This is a genomic window from Arthrobacter mangrovi (assembly GCF_026011795.1).
Taxonomy (GTDB): domain Bacteria; phylum Actinomycetota; class Actinomycetes; order Actinomycetales; family Micrococcaceae; genus Crystallibacter; species Crystallibacter mangrovi.
The window spans coordinates 76,039-96,018 of sequence record NZ_BRVS01000012.1 but is presented as its reverse complement, the minus strand read 5'-3'; the positions used below and the strand labels follow the sequence as shown (position 1 = coordinate 96,018).

23 protein-coding genes and 3 tRNA genes are annotated in these 19,980 nt (G+C 69.4%); 17 read left to right on the top strand and 9 right to left on the bottom strand.

The window, feature by feature from the left end:
* Positions 1-18: 18 nt before the first annotated feature.
* From AHIS1636_RS12695 to AHIS1636_RS12685, 3 genes are all read left to right on the top strand, one after another.
* The gene (locus tag AHIS1636_RS12695; RefSeq protein WP_264796196.1) at positions 19-1,665 is read left to right on the top strand and encodes an ABC1 kinase family protein; all 1,647 of its coding nucleotides are present in this window, start codon (positions 19-21) and stop codon (positions 1,663-1,665) included.
* Between the two features lie 49 nt (positions 1,666-1,714).
* Entirely contained in the window at positions 1,715-2,626 is a 912-nt protein-coding gene (locus AHIS1636_RS12690) for an NUDIX domain-containing protein (RefSeq protein WP_264796195.1), read from the top strand.
* A 130-nt stretch (positions 2,627-2,756) separates the two neighbouring features.
* Complete coding sequence (locus tag AHIS1636_RS12685; RefSeq protein WP_264796194.1) at positions 2,757-3,020, top strand: DUF1876 domain-containing protein; 264 nt, start codon at positions 2,757-2,759, stop codon at positions 3,018-3,020.
* Positions 3,021-3,080: 60 nt separating this feature from the next.
* Here AHIS1636_RS12685 and AHIS1636_RS12680 read toward each other — a convergent pair whose 3' ends face one another.
* The 4 genes from AHIS1636_RS12680 to AHIS1636_RS12665 form a co-directional block, all read right to left on the bottom strand.
* Positions 3,081-3,734, bottom strand: a complete 654-nt coding sequence (locus AHIS1636_RS12680; RefSeq protein WP_264796193.1) for a hypothetical protein — start codon at positions 3,732-3,734, stop codon at positions 3,081-3,083.
* Between the two features lie 147 nt (positions 3,735-3,881).
* Positions 3,882-4,409, bottom strand: coding sequence for an HtaA domain-containing protein (locus tag AHIS1636_RS12675; RefSeq protein WP_264796192.1), 528 nt, complete (start codon positions 4,407-4,409; stop codon positions 3,882-3,884).
* A 183-nt stretch (positions 4,410-4,592) separates the two neighbouring features.
* On the bottom strand, positions 4,593-5,543 hold the full coding sequence (locus AHIS1636_RS12670; protein WP_264796191.1) for a zinc-binding dehydrogenase: 951 nt from the start codon (positions 5,541-5,543) through the stop codon (positions 4,593-4,595).
* Between the two features lie 173 nt (positions 5,544-5,716).
* On the bottom strand, positions 5,717-6,874 hold the full coding sequence (locus tag AHIS1636_RS12665; protein ID WP_264796190.1) for an acetate kinase: 1,158 nt from the start codon (positions 6,872-6,874) through the stop codon (positions 5,717-5,719).
* Between the two features lie 124 nt (positions 6,875-6,998).
* On the opposite strand from AHIS1636_RS12665, the gene AHIS1636_RS12660 reads away from it, so the two are divergent.
* From AHIS1636_RS12660 to AHIS1636_RS12650, 3 genes are read left to right on the top strand one after another with little or no spacing between them, the layout of a single operon-like run.
* On the top strand, positions 6,999-7,328 hold the full coding sequence (locus AHIS1636_RS12660; protein WP_264796189.1) for a thiamine-binding protein: 330 nt from the start codon (positions 6,999-7,001) through the stop codon (positions 7,326-7,328).
* Positions 7,325-8,008: an O-methyltransferase gene (locus AHIS1636_RS12655; RefSeq protein WP_264796188.1), complete on the top strand. Its 684-nt coding sequence runs from the start codon at positions 7,325-7,327 to the stop codon at positions 8,006-8,008. Before AHIS1636_RS12660 ends, AHIS1636_RS12655 begins: the two co-directional genes overlap by 4 nt.
* Positions 8,005-8,877: a spermidine synthase gene (locus tag AHIS1636_RS12650; protein WP_264796242.1), complete on the top strand. Its 873-nt coding sequence runs from the start codon at positions 8,005-8,007 to the stop codon at positions 8,875-8,877. Before AHIS1636_RS12655 ends, AHIS1636_RS12650 begins: the two co-directional genes overlap by 4 nt.
* Positions 8,878-9,163: 286 nt before the next feature.
* Here the strand turns inward: AHIS1636_RS12650 and AHIS1636_RS12645 are convergent, their stop codons facing one another.
* Positions 9,164-10,624, bottom strand: a complete 1,461-nt coding sequence (locus AHIS1636_RS12645) for an NCS2 family permease (RefSeq protein WP_264796187.1) — start codon at positions 10,622-10,624, stop codon at positions 9,164-9,166.
* 76 nt (positions 10,625-10,700) lie between these two features.
* Between AHIS1636_RS12645 and AHIS1636_RS12640 the strand changes: the two genes are divergently transcribed.
* Positions 10,701-11,294 (top strand): copper resistance CopC family protein, encoded by a 594-nt coding sequence (locus AHIS1636_RS12640; protein ID WP_264796186.1) that lies wholly within the window; start codon positions 10,701-10,703, stop codon positions 11,292-11,294.
* A gap of 6 nt (positions 11,295-11,300) precedes the next feature.
* Here the strand turns inward: AHIS1636_RS12640 and AHIS1636_RS12635 are convergent, their stop codons facing one another.
* A complete protein-coding gene (locus AHIS1636_RS12635) occupies positions 11,301-11,843 on the bottom strand; it encodes an FAD-dependent monooxygenase (RefSeq protein WP_264796185.1) in 543 nt (180 codons plus the stop codon).
* A 129-nt stretch (positions 11,844-11,972) separates the two neighbouring features.
* On the opposite strand from AHIS1636_RS12635, the gene AHIS1636_RS12630 reads away from it, so the two are divergent.
* The gene (locus tag AHIS1636_RS12630; protein ID WP_264796184.1) at positions 11,973-12,989 is read left to right on the top strand and encodes a universal stress protein; all 1,017 of its coding nucleotides are present in this window, start codon (positions 11,973-11,975) and stop codon (positions 12,987-12,989) included.
* A 60-nt stretch (positions 12,990-13,049) separates the two neighbouring features.
* On the opposite strand, the gene AHIS1636_RS12625 is transcribed toward AHIS1636_RS12630, so the two are convergent.
* The 3 genes from AHIS1636_RS12625 to AHIS1636_RS12615 all read right to left on the bottom strand — a co-directional run bounded on the left by AHIS1636_RS12625 (position 13,050) and on the right by AHIS1636_RS12615 (position 16,270).
* Positions 13,050-14,627: a C40 family peptidase gene (locus AHIS1636_RS12625; protein ID WP_264796183.1), complete on the bottom strand. Its 1,578-nt coding sequence runs from the start codon at positions 14,625-14,627 to the stop codon at positions 13,050-13,052.
* A 348-nt stretch (positions 14,628-14,975) separates the two neighbouring features.
* Complete coding sequence (locus tag AHIS1636_RS12620) at positions 14,976-15,908, bottom strand: cation diffusion facilitator family transporter (RefSeq protein WP_264796182.1); 933 nt, start codon at positions 15,906-15,908, stop codon at positions 14,976-14,978.
* 2 nt (positions 15,909-15,910) lie between these two features.
* Positions 15,911-16,270 (bottom strand): metallopeptidase family protein, encoded by a 360-nt coding sequence (locus tag AHIS1636_RS12615; protein WP_264796241.1) that lies wholly within the window; start codon positions 16,268-16,270, stop codon positions 15,911-15,913.
* A gap of 127 nt (positions 16,271-16,397) precedes the next feature.
* Between AHIS1636_RS12615 and AHIS1636_RS12610 the strand changes: the two genes are divergently transcribed.
* The 9 genes from AHIS1636_RS12610 (at position 16,398) to AHIS1636_RS12570 (ending at position 19,923) form a co-directional block, all read left to right on the top strand.
* A tRNA-Glu gene (locus tag AHIS1636_RS12610) sits at positions 16,398-16,470 on the top strand.
* A gap of 82 nt (positions 16,471-16,552) precedes the next feature.
* Positions 16,553-16,626 (top strand) — tRNA-Asp (locus AHIS1636_RS12605).
* 57 nt (positions 16,627-16,683) lie between these two features.
* Positions 16,684-16,756 (top strand) — tRNA-Phe (locus AHIS1636_RS12600).
* A gap of 125 nt (positions 16,757-16,881) precedes the next feature.
* On the top strand, positions 16,882-17,448 hold the full coding sequence (locus AHIS1636_RS12595; RefSeq protein WP_264796181.1) for a hypothetical protein: 567 nt from the start codon (positions 16,882-16,884) through the stop codon (positions 17,446-17,448).
* A gap of 160 nt (positions 17,449-17,608) precedes the next feature.
* Positions 17,609-18,136, top strand: a complete 528-nt coding sequence (locus AHIS1636_RS12590; protein ID WP_373875842.1) for an Asp23/Gls24 family envelope stress response protein — start codon at positions 17,609-17,611, stop codon at positions 18,134-18,136.
* A complete protein-coding gene (locus tag AHIS1636_RS12585; protein WP_262107706.1) occupies positions 18,133-18,324 on the top strand; it encodes a DUF2273 domain-containing protein in 192 nt (63 codons plus the stop codon). Before AHIS1636_RS12590 ends, AHIS1636_RS12585 begins: the two co-directional genes overlap by 4 nt.
* Positions 18,321-18,698, top strand: a complete 378-nt coding sequence (locus AHIS1636_RS12580) for a hypothetical protein (protein ID WP_264796179.1) — start codon at positions 18,321-18,323, stop codon at positions 18,696-18,698. The genes AHIS1636_RS12585 and AHIS1636_RS12580 overlap by 4 nt, the downstream gene beginning before the upstream one ends.
* A complete protein-coding gene (locus AHIS1636_RS12575; RefSeq protein ID WP_264796178.1) occupies positions 18,695-19,315 on the top strand; it encodes a hypothetical protein in 621 nt (206 codons plus the stop codon). The genes AHIS1636_RS12580 and AHIS1636_RS12575 overlap by 4 nt, the downstream gene beginning before the upstream one ends.
* A complete protein-coding gene (locus AHIS1636_RS12570; RefSeq protein WP_264796177.1) occupies positions 19,312-19,923 on the top strand; it encodes a hypothetical protein in 612 nt (203 codons plus the stop codon). Before AHIS1636_RS12575 ends, AHIS1636_RS12570 begins: the two co-directional genes overlap by 4 nt.
* Positions 19,924-19,980: the final 57 nt, after the last annotated feature.

Here is a 19,980-nt window from a genome sequence, read left to right as displayed (position 1 = left end):
ACAGCAGAGGGCCGCGGCATGAGCGCGCGGCGGGACCGGTTCCGGGAAATCGTGGAAACCCTGAGCTCGCAGGGGCTGGGCTTCGCGCTGGGCTATCTGGGCCTGGACCGGCATTTTCCGTTCGACGGGTATGCGCCCTTCACCCGGCACCCGCTGCGGGACCGGGCGGCGCTGCCGGAACGGATCCGGCTGACGCTGGAACGGCTCGGCGCCGTCTACATCAAGTTCGGGCAGATCATGTCCACCCGCTCGGACATCCTGCCGCCGGATTATGCGGCCGAACTCGGCAAGCTGCAGGACGCCTCCCCGCCGGTGCCCGCCGGGGACATCAGGTCCGTCATCGCGGACGAGCTGACCGGCGCCGGGAACCTGCTGCCCGGCCTGGAGGACGCGCCGCTGGCGACCGGATCGATCGGCCAGGCGCACATGGCGCAACTCGGCGGGATGGAGGTCGTCGTCAAGGTGCGGCGCCCCGGCGTCGTCGAGCAGGTCAACCTGGACCTGGAAATCATGGAGGAACTGGCCAAACGCGCGGAGCAGGCCTCCACCGCAGCGGCCCAATACCGCGTCTCGGATTTTGTCGACGAGTTTTCGCAGACGCTGCGGGCGGAGCTGGACTACCTGCAGGAGGCGCACAACGCCGAGCAATTCGCAGAAAACTTCGCCAGCGACAGCCGCGTCCACATCCCCAAGGTCTTCTGGGAGGCCACGACCACCCGGGTCCTGACTTTGGAACGCATCAGCGGGATCAAGATCAACGACGTCCGGGCCCTGGAGGAGGCCGGGCACGATCCCCGCGTGCTGGCAGGGAAGGCCGCCAGCGTGCTGCTGAAAATGGTCTTCGAGGACGGCTTCTTCCACGCCGACCCGCATCCGGGCAACTTCTTCATCGAAGCGGACGGCCGGCTGGGCGTCATCGACTTCGGGATGGTCGGAAGGATCCCGGACACGCTCAAGGCGCGGCTCGTGAAGATGCTGCTTGCCGTCGTCGAACAGGACGCGCCGCGGCTGACTGACGCGCTGGTGCAGATGTGCGGGACGTCGTCCACCCGGAGCGCCCCGGGGCTGGAGGCCGATATCGCCCGGCTGCTGGACCGCTATGCCGGCCGGCCGGTCGCTGAGATTCCGGTAGTGCCGATCATCACCCAAGTGGTCGGCCTGCTGCGCCAGCACCAACTGCGGCTGCCCCGGGAGACCGCGCTGCTGCTGAAAATGCTGATCATGGCGGACGGATTGGGCAAGCAGCTGGACCCCGGATTCGAGATCATGACGGAGCTGGAGCCGTTCGCCCGCAGGGTCATGCTCGAATCCTTCACGCCGGCCGCCATCGCGGAGCGGCTGAAGCAGTTGGGCAGCGACGCGCTCCGGATGGGCGCGGATGCACCAGCGCTGGTGCGGCGGGCGGCGGAGCTGCTGGAGCGCGGCGGGATCGACGTCCACCTGCGGACCTCAGAACTGGAGCCGATCGTGGCGCGGCTGGAGCGCTCGGGCAACCGGATCGTGGCGGGCCTTCTCGCCGCCGCGCTGATCAACGCGATCGGCGAACTCGTGGCGGGCCAGCCGGCGCAGTGGCGCAACTGGCCGAAGGCGCTCTTCAGCGCGGGAATCGGCGGTGTGGGAGCCCTCGGCGGCTACCTGGTCTGGTCCTCCCGCCGGCGGCCCTGACCTTCCGCAGAGCCGCCGGAATCCTTGACAGCTGTGAAAAGCTAGGGGCATGACCGCCGGAGACGCCCGACCGCCGACCTTCACAGGCCCGAGGGACCCCGGAGACGCCTGGGCGGTCGGCCCGGACGGCACGCGGATGTGGGGCCTGTTCGGCTCGGCCGGCCTGCTCGCCGTGGACCGGGCCCGGGGCGTGCTGCTCCAGCACCGGGCCGTGTGGAGCCACTACGGGGGAACCTGGGGCATCCCCGGCGGTGCCCGGCACGAAGGCGAGTCCGCGGTGGCCGCGGCGCTGCGCGAATCGCACGAGGAAGCGGGCGTTCCCGCCGACGCCCTCGAACCGCTCTTCACCCGGGTCCTGGATTTGGGATTCTGGACGTACACGACGGCGGTGGCCTGGACCACGCACGGATTCGAACCTGAGGTCCGGGACGCCGAAAGCCTCGACCTGGCCTGGGTGCCCCTCGAAGAGGTGGACCGGCTGCCGCTCCACCCGCACTTCGGCGAGGCCTGGCCGCTGTTGCGGTCCATGATCCGGCACCGCCCCGCGCTCGTCGTTGACGCCGCCAATGTCGTCGGTTCCCGCCCGGACGGCTGGTGGAAGGACCGCGCCGGAGCCGCATGCCGGCTGCTCGACGCCCTCGCCCCGGCGGTCGCGGACGGCCTGCCCGCCGGGCTGCTCGGGATGGACGCGCACACCGCCTGGCCGCATACCGTCGTCGTCCTCGAAGGCGCCGCGAAGGCCGCGGCCGGCACCACGGCGCCCCGCCTGGAAGTCGCCCGCGCCGGCGGGACGGGGGACGACGAGATCGTGGCCCGCGTGGAAGCGCTGATGCAGGACGACGGCGGCGCTCCCGTCACCGTGGCAACGTCCGACCGCGGGCTGCGGCAGCGGGTGGAGGAGCTGGGCGCTCGCAGCATCGGCGCCGGCGCCCTGCGGGATGTGCTGGACTCGCGCGCTTAAGAAGCGATCGGGCCCGGTCCCGGAGCGGTAGGCGCCCCACCAAATGGCAGGGCAAAAACGGGGCTGAACGGCTCTTGACGTCCCTGTTCGGCCGGCGGGATCGTGGGGTGGTCAAGAGGAGGAGATTGCCATGAAAGAGAAGCGCTGGTCGGTGGACATCGTCATCGACGAACATGAAGGCCGCACCCGTGCCGAGGCGCGGCTGAAGGCCGAGGCCGCGACGCTCAAGGGCACCGGCCTGGCCCGGCTCAATCCCAGTGACCCCGACGTTCCGGAGATCGGCGACGAGCTGGCCACCGCACGGGCGCTGGCGGACCTGGCGCACCAGCTGATCGAGGCCACGGCCGCCGACATCGAGAAGGTGACCAAGTCGCCGTCGGACCTTAAATCCTGACGCCCGCCTGACGCCCGCCCGGCGTCGGCCGTTCCCGCCCCGGTAACCGCGCCGCGGTGGCTAGAGTTCCACGCCCTCCGGCAGCTCGGCCTCGTCGAACTTCTGTCGTTCGCATTCCTGGGCCAGTGCAGGATAGGTCTCGGCGATCAGGTCGAGGATCCGCCGCCGGACCACCAGGTACGCCTCGCCCACTCCGACGACCCCCTTGAAGGCCCGCAGCTCGGCCTCGTAGGACGTTTGCTGGTGCCGCAGGTAGTTCACGGTGAGCCGGTCCAGCCGGTGCTGGACGGTCTTCATGCTGGCGGGGGACTGGCTGCGCTTCAGGCGCCCGTTGAAATGCTCGATCGCCTTCTGCTGCACCACCGCCCAAGGCTCCGGATCGATCCGCAGCGGCAGCGCCTCCGCGACGGCGACGGCTTCCTTCTTCTTGGCCAGGGCCCGCTCGCGTGCGGCGATCTGCCGGGTCCGCGAGACCTCTTTGGCCTTCTGGAATTCGGGCGTCGCCTCGACGCGCAGCACGCGGTCCAGCGCGTACAGCTTCATCGGCGCCGCCTTGCGGGAGAACGGGTTGCGGGCGAGTTTGTCCGGCTCGGGGAGGAAGGTCTTGATGTGCGTCTCCGTCCAGCCCCGGTCCTTCTTTAGGTCGCCGGCGATGAGCATGCCCTCGCTGCCGGGCGGTTTCGGACGTGGCGGATGGTGCTTGCCTCGGGCCAAGGGTGTTCCTCCGGTGCTGGTATGGGGCTGGTAAGACGTGTCGGTGCGAAAGGGCCGGACAAGTCTACCGGGGAACACGCCCTGCCGGGCTTAGGCGCGGGCGGCGCGGACTCAAGATGCGCCTCCCCGGCCCGCGGAACCGACGGGTTAAGCGGTGGCCGGGATCCGGATGAACAGCGGGTCCATCGGCTGGCCGGCCGGATACTGGTCGTTGAAGGTCTCGGATCCCTCGGCGGACAGCGCGGTCTGCACGCCTTCCCAGAGCCGGCCGCCTTCGGCGTCGACGGGGGAGTCCGGCGCGGCCTGCAGGGTGGCCAGCGGGTAACGGGTGTCGACGCCGGGCTCGCCGATGGTCAGGACGGCGCCGTCCGCGGTGAACTCCACCCACGGGTCCAGCAACTGGACGAACATCATGCCGTAGTGCCCGCTGAGCCGGACGTCGCCGCGGAAGCGCAGCACGCCGGTGCGGGTGGCGGCGTCGAAGCTGCCGCCGTCGGGCTGGAAGTTGAAGAGGCTGCCTTCGACGATCTCGGCGCCGTCGGTCGCGGAGACCTGGGCGTCGGGCAGGCTGGAGAGGTAGCGGACGAAGCTGCGCTTGATGCCCCAGGTGAGGCCCAGCGGCGGCAGCGCGGGATGGTCTGCATCGGCGTGAAGGTTCACGGCTGGCTCATTCATGGTCCGGCTCCAACAAGTTCGAATTCTCTTCCAGATGAGCCTATCGGCACACACCGGCGCCCGCGCACGCAACCTAAGCCTCCGGCGTCGCACTCCTTAACCTGCCGGCCCGGCAACGAGAGCTGCGCCGAGGCCGAATGCCGGGTACGGGCGGAAGCAAAGGCCCGCACCCGGCATTAATGATCAGTCGGCGATCTTGGCAACCAGTCGGCCGACGACCTCGCCGCGCTTGAGCTTCTCGATGCCCTCCGGGATGCCGTCGAAGTCGATCTCGGTGATCGTCGGATTCAGCTGGCCCGTGGCGAAGAAGTCGTACACGCCCTGCACGTCCTCCTTGGTGCCGCCCTGCGAGCCGACCAGCGTGACCTCGGAGAGGATGAGCGCCTTGGTGCTGATGGTGGCTTCCAGGCGGCCCATGCCGACCTGGACCACGCGGCCGCCGCGGCGGACCGTCTCGATGGCCTCGGCGGTGGTGGTGCCGAAGCCGGCGAAGTCCACGATCACGTCCAGGCCGGCCTCCTTGAACTCGGCGATGGACTTGGCGACGGCGGTGGCGCCGATTTCCTTTGCCTGGTCCCAGACCTTCTCGTTGACCTCGGCCACGTAGACCTCGGCGCCGGCCAGCACGGCCACGCGGGCGCCGATGGAGCCAAGCCCGCCGAAGCCGATGATGCCGACCTTGTCCCCGGACTTGACCTGGCCGTTGGCGATCACGGCGTGGTGGCTGGTCATGCCGGCATCGGTGCCCGCCGCGCCCTGCGCGAAGCTGACGTTGTCGGGGATGCGGACCAGGGCCTCCTGGTCGATCGCGGCCTTGAAGCTGAAGCCGCCGTCGAAGCCGTAGCCCGGGGCGCCCACCGAGGTGGTCGGGCAGAAGCCGACGCGGTCGCCGACCTTCCAGTCCGTGACGCCCTCGCCGACTTCGGTGATGACGCCGGCTACTTCGTGGCCCAAGGTGATCGGCCGCTTGGCCAGGGTGGAGAGCCAGCCTTCGTCCTCCAGCATGCCCACATCCGAGTGGCACAGGCCGGCGGCCTTGATGTCGATCACGACGCCACCGGGCGCGGCGGCGGGCTCATCGACTTCGTTGAGTACCAGCGGTTCGTGGGTGTTGGTGAACTGCCATGCCTTCATTGTTGGTCCTCCTTGACCGCGTTCCTGCGATGGCGCCCGGGTTGGGGCGCTGTTGGCCGGCCGGGGGTCCGGCCTTCCCCTACCAACCTAGTTCCCGCCCCGGTCCATTTCCATTCAAATGCATGTATCTTCCGTCACCCCTTACGTGCGCGCCCAAGTAGTCCTGCTGAGGTTCAGTGCAGGGCGCTGACGACGGCGGCGGTCGCCTCCGCGATCACCAGTTCCTCGTCCGTGGGCACCACGAGCACGGGGACGGCGGAGTCCGCCGCGCTGATGGTGCAGGCCTCCTGCGGATCGTCCGCGGCGGTGTTGGCGGCGGCATCCAGGCGGATGCCGAGCATGCCGAGCCTGTCCGCCGTCAGGGCGCGGAATTGTGCAGAATGCTCGCCGACGCCGGCGGTGAAGACCAGGGCACCGGCGCCGCCGCAGGCCACGTGGTAGGCGCCGATGTACTTGGCCAGCCGGTAGCTCGCCACCGCCAGTGCCATCCGCGCGCGGCCGCTGCCTTCCCCGGCGGCCTTCACGATCCCGCGCATGTCGTTGCTGCCGGCCAGCGCCTTCAGCCCGCTCTCCCGGTTGAGCAGCTCCTGCAGGCGCCCGGCGCCGTAGCCTTCGCCCTGCAGGAAGAGCAGCAGCCCGGGGTCCAAGTCGCCGGGGCGGGTGCCCATGACCAGCCCCTCGAGCGGGGTGAAGCCCATGGAGGTGTCCACGCTGCGGCCGCCGCTGATGGCGGTGGCGGAGGCGCCGTTGCCCACGTGCGCGATCACGGCGTCGAACTTTTCCAGCGGCGTGCCGAGCACGCGCGCCGCCTCGCGGGTGACGAACTCGAAGCTGCTGCCGTGGAAGCCGTAGCGGCGCAGCCCGTACTTCTCCTGCAGCTCGTCCGGCACCGCGTAGCGCCAGGCATGCTCGGGCAGCGTGCCGTGGAAGACCGTGTCGAACACCGCCACCTGGGGCAGGCCGGGCCACTTCCGGGCGGCGGCCCGGATCCCCTCGGCGTTGGGCGGATTGTGCAGGGGAGCCAGCGGGGCGAGGTCGTCGATGGCCTGCAGCACGTCTTCGTCGATCAGCCGATGCGTCTTGAAGCGGCCGCCGCCATGGACCACGCGGTGCCCGACCGCGTCGAACTCCGCCCCGCCAAGGCTGGCTTCCAGCCTTTCCGCCATGGCGTCCAGCGCCTGGCCGTGGTCGCGGACGTCGCCCTCGCCGATCTGTTCGATGGTGCCTTCGGCCAGGACGCCGGCGGACGTACCGCCGGAGCCGGCCGGCGGCAGCCGGCGCACCTGGTATTTCAGCGACGAGGACCCGGAATTGACGATGAGGATGAGCATGAAAGCGGCCTCCTATGAGGGAACGGTGCCGGTGCGCGGCAGGTGCCAAGACCATCCTGCACGATGTGACGGACCGTGTAGGCAAACCTGTTGCCCCGCGCGGGCCCTATGCCAGACTGGGCACATGCTTGTAGCCTTCTCAGTCGCCCCGTCCGGTCCGCCCGCCACCGGTCCCGTGCCGGCCAACGCTTCAGTGCATGACGCGGTGGCTGCTGCTGTGAAGGTGGTCCGCGAATCCGGCCTGCCCAACCAGACGGATTCCATGTTCACCACGATCGAGGGCGAGTGGGACGAGGTGATGGACGTGGTGCGGCGCGCCACGGAAGCCGCGGGCCACTATGGGGAACGGGTTTCGCTGGTGCTGAAGGCGGACATCCGGCCCGGCTACTACGGCGAACTCACCGGCAAGGTGGAACGCCTGGAAGCGGCACTCGAAAGGCGGGAGGGCAAGTGAGCCTGACGGAGGACAACTGGCTGGCGGTGGACCGCTTCCTGACGGACACGCTGGTGGGCGAGGACGCCGTCCTGGCGGCGGCCAAGGAGGCCAGCGCAGAGGGCGGCCTGCCGCAGATCGAGGTCTCCGCCCCGCAGGGAAAGCTGCTGATGCTGCTGGCCAAGCTGTCCGGGGCGCGCAAGGTGCTGGAGATCGGCACGCTCGGCGCGTACAGCACCACCTGGCTGGCCCGAGGCCTGCCGGAGGACGGCGAGATCATCACCTGCGAGTTCGAGCCGAAGCACGCGGAGGTGGCGCAGAAGAACCTGGAGCGCGCCGGCCTGGCCGCCAAGGTCAGCATCCAAGTGGGCGCTGCGCTGGACACGCTGCCCCGGCTCGCGGCGGACGGGGCCGGCCCCTTCGACCTGGTCTTCATCGACGCGGACAAGGTGAACAACGCCAACTACGTCGAGTGGGCGCTCAAGCTCACCCGGCCGGGCAGCCTGATCGTGCTGGACAACGTGGTCCGCGGCGGCGGCGTGCTGGACAGCGGCCAGGGGAACGACGACGACGCGGCGGCCGTGCGCGGGACGCGGGCCGCTCTGGAACTGCTCGGCTCCGACGAACGGCTGGAGGCTACGGCGGTGCAGACCCTCGGGTCCAAGGGGTGGGACGGCTTCGCTCTCGCCCGGGTGAAATAGCACCCGCCCGGCCGGCCCCGCGGCGCCGGCAGCGCGAGGCCCCGGGCGCCGAGGGGCCGGTGGAGGGCCGCTACGACATCTCCTCCGGCACGGCCGAACTGGTCCGGGACTTCGACGGGGGCGATGCCTGGCTGCTGAAAATCAACGGCGTCCAGTCCTCGCACATCGTCATCGGCGAACCCGAGCGGCTCGACTTCGAGTACATGCGGTGGATCGCCGCGCTGGTCGAGTCCACGTGGGACCGGGAGGTGCCGCTGCGCGCCCTGCACCTTGGCGGCGGCGCCTGCTCGATGGCCCGCTACCTCGCCGCGCGCTACCCGCAGGCCCGGCAGGTCGTCGTCGAAATCGATGCGAAGCTCGCGGAGCTGGTGCGCCGCTGGTTCGACATTCCGAAGGCTCCGCTGGTGCGCATCCGGGTGGGAGAAGCCCGCGAGGTCACCGAAACCCTCAGCCCCGGAAGCCGCGACCTGATCATCCGGGACGTGTTCGCCGGAAGCCGCACGCCGGAACCGCTGACCACGCTGCAGTTCACCGAGGCGGCCAGGCGGGTCCTGGCCCCGGGCGGGGTCTATCTGGTCAACTGCGGGGATGCCCCCACGCTGCAGCTGGCCCGCGCCGAGGCGGCGACGATCGGCCGGGTCTTCCCGCACCGGGTCATCATTGCGGACCCGCCGATGCTCAAGGGCCGGCGCTACGGAAACGTCATCATCGCCGGCAGCGACGTCCCGCTGGGACAGGATCCGCAGCTGGTCCGCCGGCTGCTGGGCGGAGCCGTCCCGGCGACCCTGTGGCAGGAAGATGACGTGGCCGGTTTTGCTCAGGGGTCAATAGTGCTCGAAGACTGGACCCCGCCGTCGCCCGCGACTTAGAATCGTTTCACCGGGGTAGATAGCAGCACGTGGGAAGTGTGGCTATGATTTAGAACAAACGGTCGGAAATGGCCGTCATTAGGCCCGAACGCGTTCCCTAACGGGAGCGCTCTTCGGAGGCAGCACAGGACAAAATCGGCTTCGACACTATGGATGGTGGCTGGAGCGACTGTGCATGCTAACCGGACCTGGTCCGGTGCCGGAGGCCGGGAGCTATCAGCCTAATCCCCCCAAGTTAGGCTCAGCTCCCGGCTCCGGTCTTTAACCCGGCCGTACTGGATCGGTACTAGATCATCCCCAGCGCCTGCTCGATCGGCCCGATGCCGAAGTACAGCACAAACGCCGCGGCGACGCCCCACATGAGCGGATGGACCTGCCTGGCGCGTCCCTGGACCGCCCGGATCAGCACATAGGCGACGAACCCGGCGCCCAGCCCGTTCGCGATCGAATAGGTGAACGGCATGAGCGTGAACGTCAGGAAGGACGGAATCGCCACGCCCCAGTCCGTCCAGTCGATCTTGCCGACCTGGCTCACCATCATGAAACCAACGACGACGAGGGCCGGCGCCACGGCCTCGAAGGGCACCAGGTAGATCAGCGGGGTGAAGAACATCGCGATGACGAAGAGCAGCCCGGTCACGACGCTGGCCAGCCCGGTGCGTGCCCCCTCGCCGATGCCCGCGCCGGATTCGACGTAGATCTGGTTCGAGGAGACGGAGGCCCCGCCGCCGGCGATCGCGCCGGCCGCGTCCACCAGCAGCACCCGGTCCACGCGCGGAAGATTGCCGTCCTTGTCGGTCAACCCCGCCTCGTTCGCCAGGCCCACCATGGTTCCCATGGCGTCGAAGAAGATGCTGAGCAGGATCGCGAAGGCCAGCAGGCTGGCGGCGGTGATGCCGAGATTGCCGAAGGCGCCGAAGAGGCTCACCTGCCCGATGAGTGTCAGGTCCGGTGTGGTCCATTCCGGCAGGCTCGGCGTGACCAGGGACCAGCCGGTCGGCACGCCCTCGCCCTGCGATCCCGGATGCGCGACGGCCTCCACGATCAGCGCGAAGATGGTGGAGGCCACGATGCCGATCAGGATGGCGCCCTTGACCTTGCGCACCACGAGGGCGATAGTCAGCGCCAGGCCGAACACGAACACCAGCGTCGGCCAGCCCACCAGCTTGCCGTCGAAGCCCAGGCCGACCGGGACGGTGGTGCCGGCGACGTCCGGAATGCGGCGCACGAAGCCGGCATTGACGAGCCCGATCAGCGCGATGAACATGCCGATACCCACCACGATGGCCGTTTTCAGGCTCGCCGGGACGGCCTTGAACACCGCCGTCCGGAAGCCGGTGAGCACGAGGATGAACATGGTGATGCCGGAGAGCACGACGAGCCCCATCACGTCAGGCCAGCCCAGTCCCGGGTTGCTCGCCACGGTCACGGCGATGAACGCGTTGACGCCCAAACCGGTGGCCAGCGCGAAGGGGTACTTGGACCAGACGCCCATGATGATGGTGAGCACGCCGGCCACCAGCGCGGTGACCGCGGCGACCCGGGCTCCGCCGAGCTCGTCGCCGTTGCCGTCAGCGCCGCCGAGGATCAGCGGGTTCAGCACCACGATGTAGCTCATGGCGAAGAAGGTGGCGAGACCGCCGCGGATTTCGCGGGAGAAGTTGGAGCCCCGCCGGGTGATCTCGAAGTAGTGGTCGATCTTGGCGGGTACGCCTGACCTGTGGCGCACCGTTCCCTGTAGGGGCATCGGAGGTGTTCCTTCACAGTGGTTGGGGGTTGGAAGTTCCCCTGAATCTTAACCCTCGTCGTAGGGTGGAGGCGTGATGAAGAGTATTCCCGCTGCCGCCCGGTACCTGCTGGCAGCGCTCCTGGCTGCCGCCGTCGTGCTTTTTCCCGCTGCCGCCGCGCAGGCGCACGATGAACTGGCGGGCCACGCCCCGGAGCAGGGCGAAAAGCTGGACAAGATGCCGGAAGAGGTCACGCTCGACTTCACGGGAGTTCCCGTCGCCCTGGGCTCCGTGGTGCAGGTCATGGACAGTGCCGGCACCGACTGGGCAGATGGCGACGTGCAGATCCAGGACAAGCGCGTCACCCAGCCGGTCAAGGACGGCGCCCCCGCCGGCAGCTACACCGTCAACTGGCGCGTGGTCTCCTCCGACTCGCATCCGATCGAGGGAACCTTCGGGTTCACCGTCGGCGCGGGCAGCACGCCCGGCGCCTCGACGGCCCCGGGCGCCGGAGCGGGAACGCCGCAGCCGCTGGAGACGGGCGAAGCCAACCAGGCCGAGGAACCGGGCACCGAGGTAGCCGGCCAGTCCGTGCCATGGAGCGTGGTCGTCATGGCCGCCGTGCTGGTGGTGCTCGCTGTAGTTATCGGCGTGATGGCGAAGCGCCGCCTGGGCCGCGGCGAGGAGTAGCGCGGCTCAGGCCAGCAGCAGGCGGCCGCCGGCGATAGAGTCGCTGACCACCTTGGCCTGCCGGATGATCTCCCGAGTGCTCGGCGCGAGCAGTTCCGTCACGCCCACCAGATAGATACCGAGCGCCTTGAGCGAGGCTACGATGTCCCGCCCCGAGGAGATACCGGCGCCGCGCAGGAAGCGGCGCACCTGGTTCTGCGGGCAGTCCGTAATGACCAGCGAGTCGGCCCGCAGCACGCCCAGTTCCGTCTGGACCATCCACTGGTTGCCGGCGCCGCCGCGCTTGACGGTCCGGGCCGACGTGCTGTGCCGCACGTCGAGGGCGTGGCTGGAGGCGTAGCCGCGCAGCAGGCGGAGAAGGTCGGAGCGTTCGGTGGCGGCGGCCGTGTCGCGTACACCGGCCCGCCGGCGGGGAGCCCGTTCCATCCCCTCGAGCACGACCGACGGAATCCCGTGGCGGCTAAGTTCACTGGCGACGGCGAGCCCGGGCAGCCCGGCTCCTATGACCACCGTGGTGGTGGACTCGATGGGTGCTTCTGCTGCAGACACAGCAAATACCGTACAACGTCCCCGCGGTCTTCCCAACCGTGGCGGGACGTGGGAAGACCGTGTCCGCGGCAGTAAGCTGAAGGTACTTGGCGACGCAGCCATTGCCCATACTCGAGGGAGGCGGAAGCAATGACAGAAGCAACATCCCGTGGTGCCCGCAGCAGCCTGGAACGCCGAGGAATCGTGGTCGGGGTAGACGGTTCGGACCAGAGTTACTGCGCCCTCGCCTGGGCCGCCCGCGAGGCCCGCCAGCGCCGCGTGCCGCTTCATGTCGTCACCGCCTACACCGTGCCCGTCTTCGCCGCCTCCAGCATGGATGCCGGCTATGCGACACTCGACGACGCCGTCATCCGGGAAGGCGCGGAGGCGGTGCTCGAGCAGGCCGTGGCCAGGGTCAAGGGAATGGACGTCGAGGTCCTCGGCAGCGTCGAGACGGGGGACGCGGCCGGCGTGCTGCTCGAACTGTCCGAGCAGGCCGAACTCGTGGTCGTGGGCACCCGCGGCCGCGGCGGATTCATGGGCCGCCTGCTGGGTTCCGTCAGTAGCGCCGTCCCCGCCCACGCCAAGTGTCCGTCCGTGACGATCCCGCTGTCCTGCGCCTCCCGGCTCGAGGGCGTGGACATCGAACCGCCCAAAACCAAGGACATTCCGGTTCGTCCGGAGGACGTCGAGAGGGTAGTGCTGGTCGGCGTCGACGGTTCGGAGCAGGCCCGCGCGGCTACCCTCGTGGCGGCCGAGCAGGCCTCACGCTGGGGCCTGCCGCTGCGGGTTGTCTGCGCGCTGCCGCCGTTCACCGGATCGCTGGCCTGGGTGCCGGCGCCGCTGGACCGCGAGGCCCTCTACGCAGACATCAAGGCGCAGCTGGATGCGGGCGTCGCCTGGCTCTCCAGCCATTTCCCGGGCCTGCGGATAACCGGCGAAGTCCAGGACGGGGCGCCGGTGGAACTGCTGATCGAAGCCACCGGCAAGGTCGAACTGCTGGTTATGGGCACGCGCGGCCGCGGCGGCTTCGCCGGCATGTTGCTCGGCTCAACCAGCCAGGGAGTGCTCCACCACGCCCGCGGTCCGGTCATGGTCGTCCCGGACGTGTACGATCCTCGGCTGGAGGACCGCAAGAACTTCGGCTCGCTGCCGGACGAGGGCTGACCCCGGAAGCCGGGGCCTCCGCGGAAGCCGGGGCATCTGCGGGCCGGGCCAGCGGAAGCCCTAGCTCCAGCGCGCGCCGAACGTGTGCAGCGTCCCGTACATGTAGCCGATCGACGTGACCCGCAGGCCGTCATCCGGGTTCATCGCGTGCACTACCTGGCCATCGCCGAGATAGATGGCCACGTGCCAGAAGTTGCCCTCCGTGCCCCAAAAGACCAGGTCGCCGGCCTGCAGCTGGGACAGCGGCACCTTATGCGGTGCCTGCGCGTACTGGGCCGTCGCCGTGCGCGGAATCCACTGGCCGGCGGCGCCGAAGGCCTGCTGGGTCAGCCCGGAGCAGTCGAAGCCCCACGGGCCGTTTCCCGCCCACTGATAGAAGGATTTCTTGTTGTTGGCCTTGCCGACGGCGAAGTTGATCGCCGTCTGCGCCAGTGAATAGTTCGGGGCCGGCGCGGGGGCCGGCTTCGGCGCCACAACGGGCTTGGGCGTGGGGGCAGGGGCAGGTGCTGGAGCAGGTTCCGGCTCCGGTGCGGGCGGAGCCGGCGGGGGAGCGGGCCGTGAGCTCGGCTGCCCCGCGGGCCTGGCCGGCCGCGCGGGAGCGGCGGGAGCTGAACGTGCGGGTGCGGGCGCGGCAGCCGGACGCGAGGGCGCCGTCTGCGCGGGCGTGATGTCCCGGCTGGCGGGAACCACGGCTGCCGGGGCAGCGGCAGGCGCAGCAGGCTGCGCCGCGGACGCCGGTGCCTGAGGGGCCGCTGCGGCCTGCCGCTCGGACTCCTCGATCAGCGCCTGCAGCTTCCGTTCGCGCTCGGCGTCTTCCAGCGCCGCAATCCGGCGGTCCTCTTCCTTGACGCTGGTTTCGCGCAACTCGGCCAGATGCTCCAGCAGGCCCCGGCGCTGGTCCTCCTGCCGTGTCACCAGACCCGCCTGGGCATCACTGGCCGCCTTGGCGCTGGATTCTGCGGCGCTGGCCGCCGCGGAAGCGTCGTCGGCGGCCTCCTCCGCGCGGGAGACATAGAGCTCCCACTCCGCCCAAAGCGATGCCGCCTGTGCTGCGGAGTCCAGGGTCTGCGTCCGGTTCGCGGCCAGGGCGTCCATGGTGGAGGCCCGGTACAGCACGTCGTCGGCGTTGCTGCTGTCCAGGAGCGAAGTCATCACGGGATTGACCCCGCCGTTGCGGTAAAGCTCGCCGGCCAGCTGGCCGACCTGGCCCTTCACGGATTCAAAGTATTCGGCGGCCTGCCGGGCCTTCCCGCGGGCGTCGGCGAGTTCATCCTGGCGCTCCTGCTGCTCGAGCAGGGCAACGCTGTAGGTGTTCTGCAGTTCGGTGGCCTCGAAGCGCGCCGACTCGAGGTCGGCGGTAGCGGTCCGAAGCTGTTCCTCGATCCGGTCGACCAGTGCCTGGGTGGCCTTGGCATCGCCCTTCGCCGCGTCGATCTCGCGTGCGCTTGGCACTGATGGCTGCTGCGGAATGCTCAGGTCCGCGGTCGAGACCATCGGGAGCCGGCCGGCGGGGGCCGCCACCGCTGCGGGCAATTGGGCGGCGGCGAGGATCACGACGGCGGACGCCAGCGCGGTGGCGCCGCGCACCATCGTCGTACGTCGCCGGGCGGAGCGCGGCGTGCGGGAAGAGCGCCTCATCAAAGTCCTTACGCGAGCGTGGAATGCACGCGCTCCCCCAAAGGAGCCGACGGTTACGGAACCGGACCGGCCGGGCCGCGCCCCGGGGCGCTGGCGGAGAGCCGGGCTGCATTCACAACTCTCCGAGGATATGCATCAACTGTCACATTGGCAACAATCGTCCCACTGGCACCCTAAATAACGTCTGTGTGCTTTTGTCGCATTTGTTCCGGCGTGTCGAGGATCGCGCCGTCAGGTCAGTGGGGGAACGGCGTGGGTTCCGGCCAGCCGAAAGCGTGCCACACGGGCCGGATGGGGAAGGGGCCGACGGGCCGATCGTCGGGGCCCGGCCGGTTGGCAGGCGGCAGCCTAGTCGTGGTGGCGCAGCTCGTGGTCGGCGTGCGAGACAGGCTCGACCTGGAAGGTGCAGTGGTCGGTGTCGAAATGGCTGCCCAGGCAGGCCGACAGCCGGTCCAGCACGTGGTCTATGCCTTCGGCGTGCAGCGTTTCGTCCTCGACCACGACATGCGCCGAGAAGACCGGGACGCCGGAGGTGATCGTCCAGATGTGGATGTCGTGGACGTCGACTACGCCGTCGGCGGACATGATGTGCTCGCGGACCTGTGCCACGTCCACGTTTTTCGGGGTGGCTTCGAGCAGCACGTTCACCACGTCCCGCAGCAGGCTCCACGCCCGCGGCAGGATCAGCACCGCAATCAGCACGGAAGCAATGGTGTCCGCCTGGGTGAAGCCGGTCACCACAATCACCACGCCGGCGGCGATCACAGCCACCGAGCCGAGCAGGTCTCCAAGCACCTCCAGATAGGCGCCCCGGACATTGAGGCTCTCCTTTTGGCCGCCCTGCAGGATCAGCAGGCAGACCAGGTTCGCCACCGCGCCGGCGCCCGCCGCGAGCAGCATCGTTCCGGTGTGGATCTCCGGCGTCTGGCCCAGCCGCCGGATCGCTTCGGTGAAAATAACGACGGCGATCACCACCAGCACCACGGCGTTGAGCAGCGCGGCCAGGACCTCGGCCCGCTGGTAGCCGTAGGTGCGTTTGTCCGTCGGCGGCTGGGTGGCGATCCAGGCCGCCATCAGCGCGATGAAGACGCCCGCTGCATCGGAAAGCATGTGGCCCGCATCGGCCAGCAGCGCCAAGGAGCCGGAGACCAGGGCGCCGGCCACCTGGACCACGACCACGCCGAGGGTGATGCAGACGACCCAGATGAGTTTGCGGCGGTGCCGCCCCGTGGCCGTGCCGTGGGCATGCCCGTGGATGCCGTGGCTGTGTCCGTGTCCCATCGTCAGCCCCAGCCCAGTTCGTGCAGCCGCTCATCCGCGATGCCGAAGTGGTGCGCCACCTCGTGGATCACGGTGACCAGGACCTCGTGGACGACCTCGTCCCGCGATTCGCACATCCGCAGGATCGGGCCGCGGAAGACGGTGATCCGGTCCGGCAGCGAGCCGGCCTCCCACCAGTGGTCCCGCTCGGTCAGCGGCGTTCCCTCGTAGAGGCCCAGGAGCTCCGTGTCCGGGTCCTCCCAGGCCTGCGGCTCGTACTCCTCTTCGACGAAGATGCCCACGTTCGTCATCTCGCGCGCGATCTCTTCCGGGATGCGGTCAATCGCGTCGTTGACGGCATCCTCGAATTCCGGCAGGGGCATATCGATGGGCACATTCACGACTCTACCGGCCGCCCCGCAGCCGCATTTTTGCCCGTTTTGGCATTTTGCTCCAGTAGGCCCTATAGTTTTAGAGTCCACAGCGGGAAACGCCAATGTGGTCCTAGAAGCCCCCATCGTCTAGCGGCCTAGGACACCGCCCTTTCACGGCGGCGGCACGGGTTCGAATCCCGTTGGGGGTACGCAGGAAGCCATCCGGCTCCGGCAGAGGAAGTGGTAAAAACCGCTCCGAAAGCCTGATAGGATGGTTGCTTGTAAAAACGAGGCCCTGTAGCGCAGTTGGTTAGCGCGCCGCCCTGTCACGGCGGAGGTCGCGGGTTCAAGTCCCGTCAGGGTCGCTGAAGGTTTCCGGACGCGGGTTCGGAAACCTCGGTGATCATCGGCAGATGTTCCCAGGCTCTGTAGCTCAGTTGGTAGAGCGTTCGACTGAAAATCGAAAGGTCACCGGATCGACGCCGGTCGGAGCCACACTTTGGAAAGCTCCCCGCCTCATCGAGGCGGGGAGCTTTTTCGTGCCTAGCCTGCCGCCTTTCGCGCAATCCAGACTGAAACGTTCCCATGTAGTTCCCAGCCTTCGGCAGTAGCCTGTTGGGGTGGTGGAAAGGGAACATTCGGGGAAATCGCGCCTGAACCGCCCCCTCTCGATTGCCGCGGTAGCGCTGGCCGCGGCCGGAACGCTGGCCCTGTCTGCGTGCACCGGAGCGGAGAACACGAGTGCGGGCGAGGTGGCAAGCCAGGCGCCGCAGTCGACCGGAACGCCGGATCCGAACCTGGAGTCGGTGCTGCCGGAGGGACAGGGCCTGCAGCCCGGCGGCGGAACAGCGAACGCAGCGACCGGGGTTCCGGCCAAGAATGACGGTAAGCAGTGGGGTGCGTACAAGTCGGCCACCGAGGCGTGCGCGGCACTCGCCGGCGGCGTCGCGGTGATCACCCTTGCACCACTGAACCTGTTCTCCGGCGTGGATGAAAAGCAGCTGCAGGACCTGGAAGCCGAAGTCCGCGACCTGGCGAAGGACGCGCCGGCGGAACTGCGCGAGCCGCTGGGCGAGGTGCGGGCCGAAATCGGCAAGCACGACAAGCTGGAAGAATTTGACTACGAGGCGTTCCAGGACGCGCTCGAACCCCTGGACGACTGGCTGGATACCCACTGCGACTTCTGAGGCCGCCCGCCGCCGTCGTACATTGGCATTAGGCTTGCAGCAGACGACACTCGCGGGCGCTTCGTATCCCGCCAGGCGAAGGGGAGACCAGATGGAGGACCGGAAGCTTCCGGCGGGGGCACCGCCGGCTTACCGTCCGGCCGTGGGCGGCGCCAACCCCATGGGGCCGACGGGCCCGGCCACCCCGGCAGTCCCGGAACGCACCGGGGCGACGGCCGCTGCAGCAGCCTCGGCCGTTGCCCCCGAGCCGGTTCCCGGCGTCGATGGCTCCCTCGATGCGGCCGTGCCGGCGGCCCCCGGCCGGACCACCATCTCCGAGACCGCGGTCGCGAAGGTTGCCGCCGTGGCCGCCCGCAACGTCCAGGGAGTCTACGCTCTCGGCTCCGGTACGGCGCGCGCCCTCAGCGCGCTGCGGGACGCGGTCGGCGGCAGCGACATCGGGCAGGGGGTCCGCGTCGAGGTCGGCCAGACCCAGGTGGCCGTGGACATCAACCTGGTGGCGGTGTACGGGGTGCCGCTGCAGCAGCTGGCCAACAGGGTTCGGGCCGCGGTCTATGCGGCCGTGGAGGAATTTGTCGGGCTGGATGTCATCGAGGTCAATGTTGAAATCAACGACGTCCACGTGCCCGGGCTCGGGGACGCCCGGTCGGTGACTGATAGGCCCGTACGGGAGGCAAGCCAGCCATGAGCTACACCGCAATCGGAATGGCCGCGGGCGCGGCCCTGGCCTGGGCCGCACTGGTCTACGGCTTCTGGGGCTTCCTGCTGATGGCCGTGTTCCTGCTCATCGGCGGCCTGCTCGGCCGGGTGGCCGAGGGCAAACTGGACCTGCGCAGCGTACGGGATGCGCTGACCGGACGCCGTTCCTCTTCATGACCGCCGCGGACACCGGCCGCAGGACGACGTTCTCCGGCCACAACCGGGTCAGCACCCAGGCGCTCACCAGTACCGCCCAGGGTGTGGCCTCGGACGTGCTGGGGATCGCACCCGACCTGGTCCGCGCCGTCTGGCGCGATGACCACGGTGCCCTGGCCCTGTCGCTGGCTCTGCCGATCGGCATTCCGTCGCTCAACCGCGTGCTGCGCGACCCGCACCTGGTCGACCGTTTCGGCGGCTCGGTCTGGGAGCGCGTGCATGCCGCCAGGGGCGAGATCCTCGCCCGGATTGCGGAGCTGACCGGCTCGGCCCTGAGCCGCGTGGACATCCGCGTGACCGGAGCCAGGGTCCAGGATGGAGGGCGGGTACGGTGACGCAGATCCACCACGAAGACGTGCCGCAGGAGGAAGCCGCCCCGGAACGGTTCCGGGACCGGATCACCGCCCGCGAACTGCACAGCTCGCGGGCGGCCGCATCCATCGTCGCAGCGGTGCTGGTGGCCGGCCTCTGCCTGGTTCTCCTGCTGGAGGCACTGCTCAAGGCCATCGGGCAGCGGTACTGGCTGGTGGATCCCCGGGACGCCGCGGCGTGGGTCCACCAGCTGCCCGGGAATGTTCCGCCGCTCATCCTCGGTGCGTCCGGGCTCCTGCTCCTGTTCGTCGGGCTGGTCTTTTTCCTCAAGGCGGTGCTGCCGGGACGGCTGCCCCGGCACCGGATTCCCAGCCGGCGCGGGATCGTGGTGGCCGACAACGAGGTCATCGCCTCCTCCCTGGCCCGGCGCGCCCGTGCCGCGGCCAACGTCTCGCGCGAACAGGTCCTGGTCACCGTCTCCCGGAACCTGGTGGAGGTGCAGCTGCGGCCAACCTCCGGGATGCCCGTCGACGAAGCCCTGGTGCAGGGCGTGGTCGAGGACGAACTGCTCCGGACCCGGATCGAGCCGGTGCCCGAGGTCCGGGTCCACGTCTCCAGCTCGGGGGTGGTGGGCCAGTGAACCAGACCCCGCGGACGCTCAACCGGATCCTGCTGGCGGTGATCGGCCTCGCGCTGGCGCTCGCAGGCGGCCTGGCCCTCGCCCTCGCGGCCGTGCCCGGGCTGTCCGGTTGGTGGCGGAGCACCACGGAACGGGCTGGTGCCGCCGTCGAGAGTGTCCTGGCCGCCACCACCCTGCCGGGCCAGCGCGATAGCTGGCTCTGGATTGTCCTCGCCTTGGCGACGCTGCTGGTCATGCTCGGGATGATCGTGTGGATTGCGCAGCAAGGCAGGGGCCGCGCCAGCACCTTGGCCGCGGACGACGTCGACGACGGCGGTCCCGGCTCGGTGGCCCTGAGCGGGGCCCTGGCGGAGCAGGCGCTCCGGGGCGCCCTGGCCGAGCGGACCGACATTGTGCACGCGACGGTCGCGACCTACGAATACCGCGGCATGCCCGGCCTTAGGGTGAAGGTGCTGGCGCGCAAGGGCGCGGCGCCGCAGGTCCTGGCCGAGCAGATCTCCGACCAGATCGAGGCGCTGGAACTGGTGCTCGGGCGGCAGATCCCTGTGGTGGTCAGCATCGGCGCCAGCGCGCGCACCCGGCTCGGCCGCGGGGACCGCGTGCACTGAGCTTCCGCCGGCCGGTATTTCCTGGCCGAAGCCCTGTGCTGAATCGATGTTGTGATT

Bases quoted from the DNA above. Each gene is read 5' to 3' on its own strand.
- AHIS1636_RS12695 (WP_264796196.1), top strand. From the start codon at position 19: ATGAGCGCGCGGCGGGACCGGTTCCGGGAAATCGTGGAAACCCTGAGC.
- AHIS1636_RS12690 (WP_264796195.1), top strand. From the start codon at position 1,715: ATGACCGCCGGAGACGCCCGACCGCCGACCTTCACAGGCCCGAGGGAC.
- AHIS1636_RS12685 (WP_264796194.1), top strand. From the start codon at position 2,757: ATGAAAGAGAAGCGCTGGTCGGTGGACATCGTCATCGACGAACATGAA.
- AHIS1636_RS12675 (WP_264796192.1), bottom strand. From the start codon at position 4,409: ATGAATGAGCCAGCCGTGAACCTTCACGCCGATGCAGACCATCCCGCG.
- AHIS1636_RS12670 (WP_264796191.1), bottom strand. From the start codon at position 5,543: ATGAAGGCATGGCAGTTCACCAACACCCACGAACCGCTGGTACTCAAC.
- AHIS1636_RS12665 (WP_264796190.1), bottom strand. From the start codon at position 6,874: ATGCTCATCCTCATCGTCAATTCCGGGTCCTCGTCGCTGAAATACCAG.
- AHIS1636_RS12660 (WP_264796189.1), top strand. From the start codon at position 6,999: ATGCTTGTAGCCTTCTCAGTCGCCCCGTCCGGTCCGCCCGCCACCGGT.
- AHIS1636_RS12645 (WP_264796187.1), bottom strand. From the start codon at position 10,624: ATGCCCCTACAGGGAACGGTGCGCCACAGGTCAGGCGTACCCGCCAAG.
- AHIS1636_RS12640 (WP_264796186.1), top strand. From the start codon at position 10,701: ATGAAGAGTATTCCCGCTGCCGCCCGGTACCTGCTGGCAGCGCTCCTG.
- AHIS1636_RS12630 (WP_264796184.1), top strand. From the start codon at position 11,973: ATGACAGAAGCAACATCCCGTGGTGCCCGCAGCAGCCTGGAACGCCGA.
- AHIS1636_RS12625 (WP_264796183.1), bottom strand. From the start codon at position 14,627: ATGAGGCGCTCTTCCCGCACGCCGCGCTCCGCCCGGCGACGTACGACG.
- AHIS1636_RS12620 (WP_264796182.1), bottom strand. From the start codon at position 15,908: ATGGGACACGGACACAGCCACGGCATCCACGGGCATGCCCACGGCACG.
- AHIS1636_RS12615 (WP_264796241.1), bottom strand. From the start codon at position 16,270: ATGCCCCTGCCGGAATTCGAGGATGCCGTCAACGACGCGATTGACCGC.
- AHIS1636_RS12590 (WP_373875842.1), top strand. From the start codon at position 17,609: ATGGGGCCGACGGGCCCGGCCACCCCGGCAGTCCCGGAACGCACCGGG.
- AHIS1636_RS12585 (WP_262107706.1), top strand. From the start codon at position 18,133: ATGAGCTACACCGCAATCGGAATGGCCGCGGGCGCGGCCCTGGCCTGG.
- AHIS1636_RS12580 (WP_264796179.1), top strand. From the start codon at position 18,321: ATGACCGCCGCGGACACCGGCCGCAGGACGACGTTCTCCGGCCACAAC.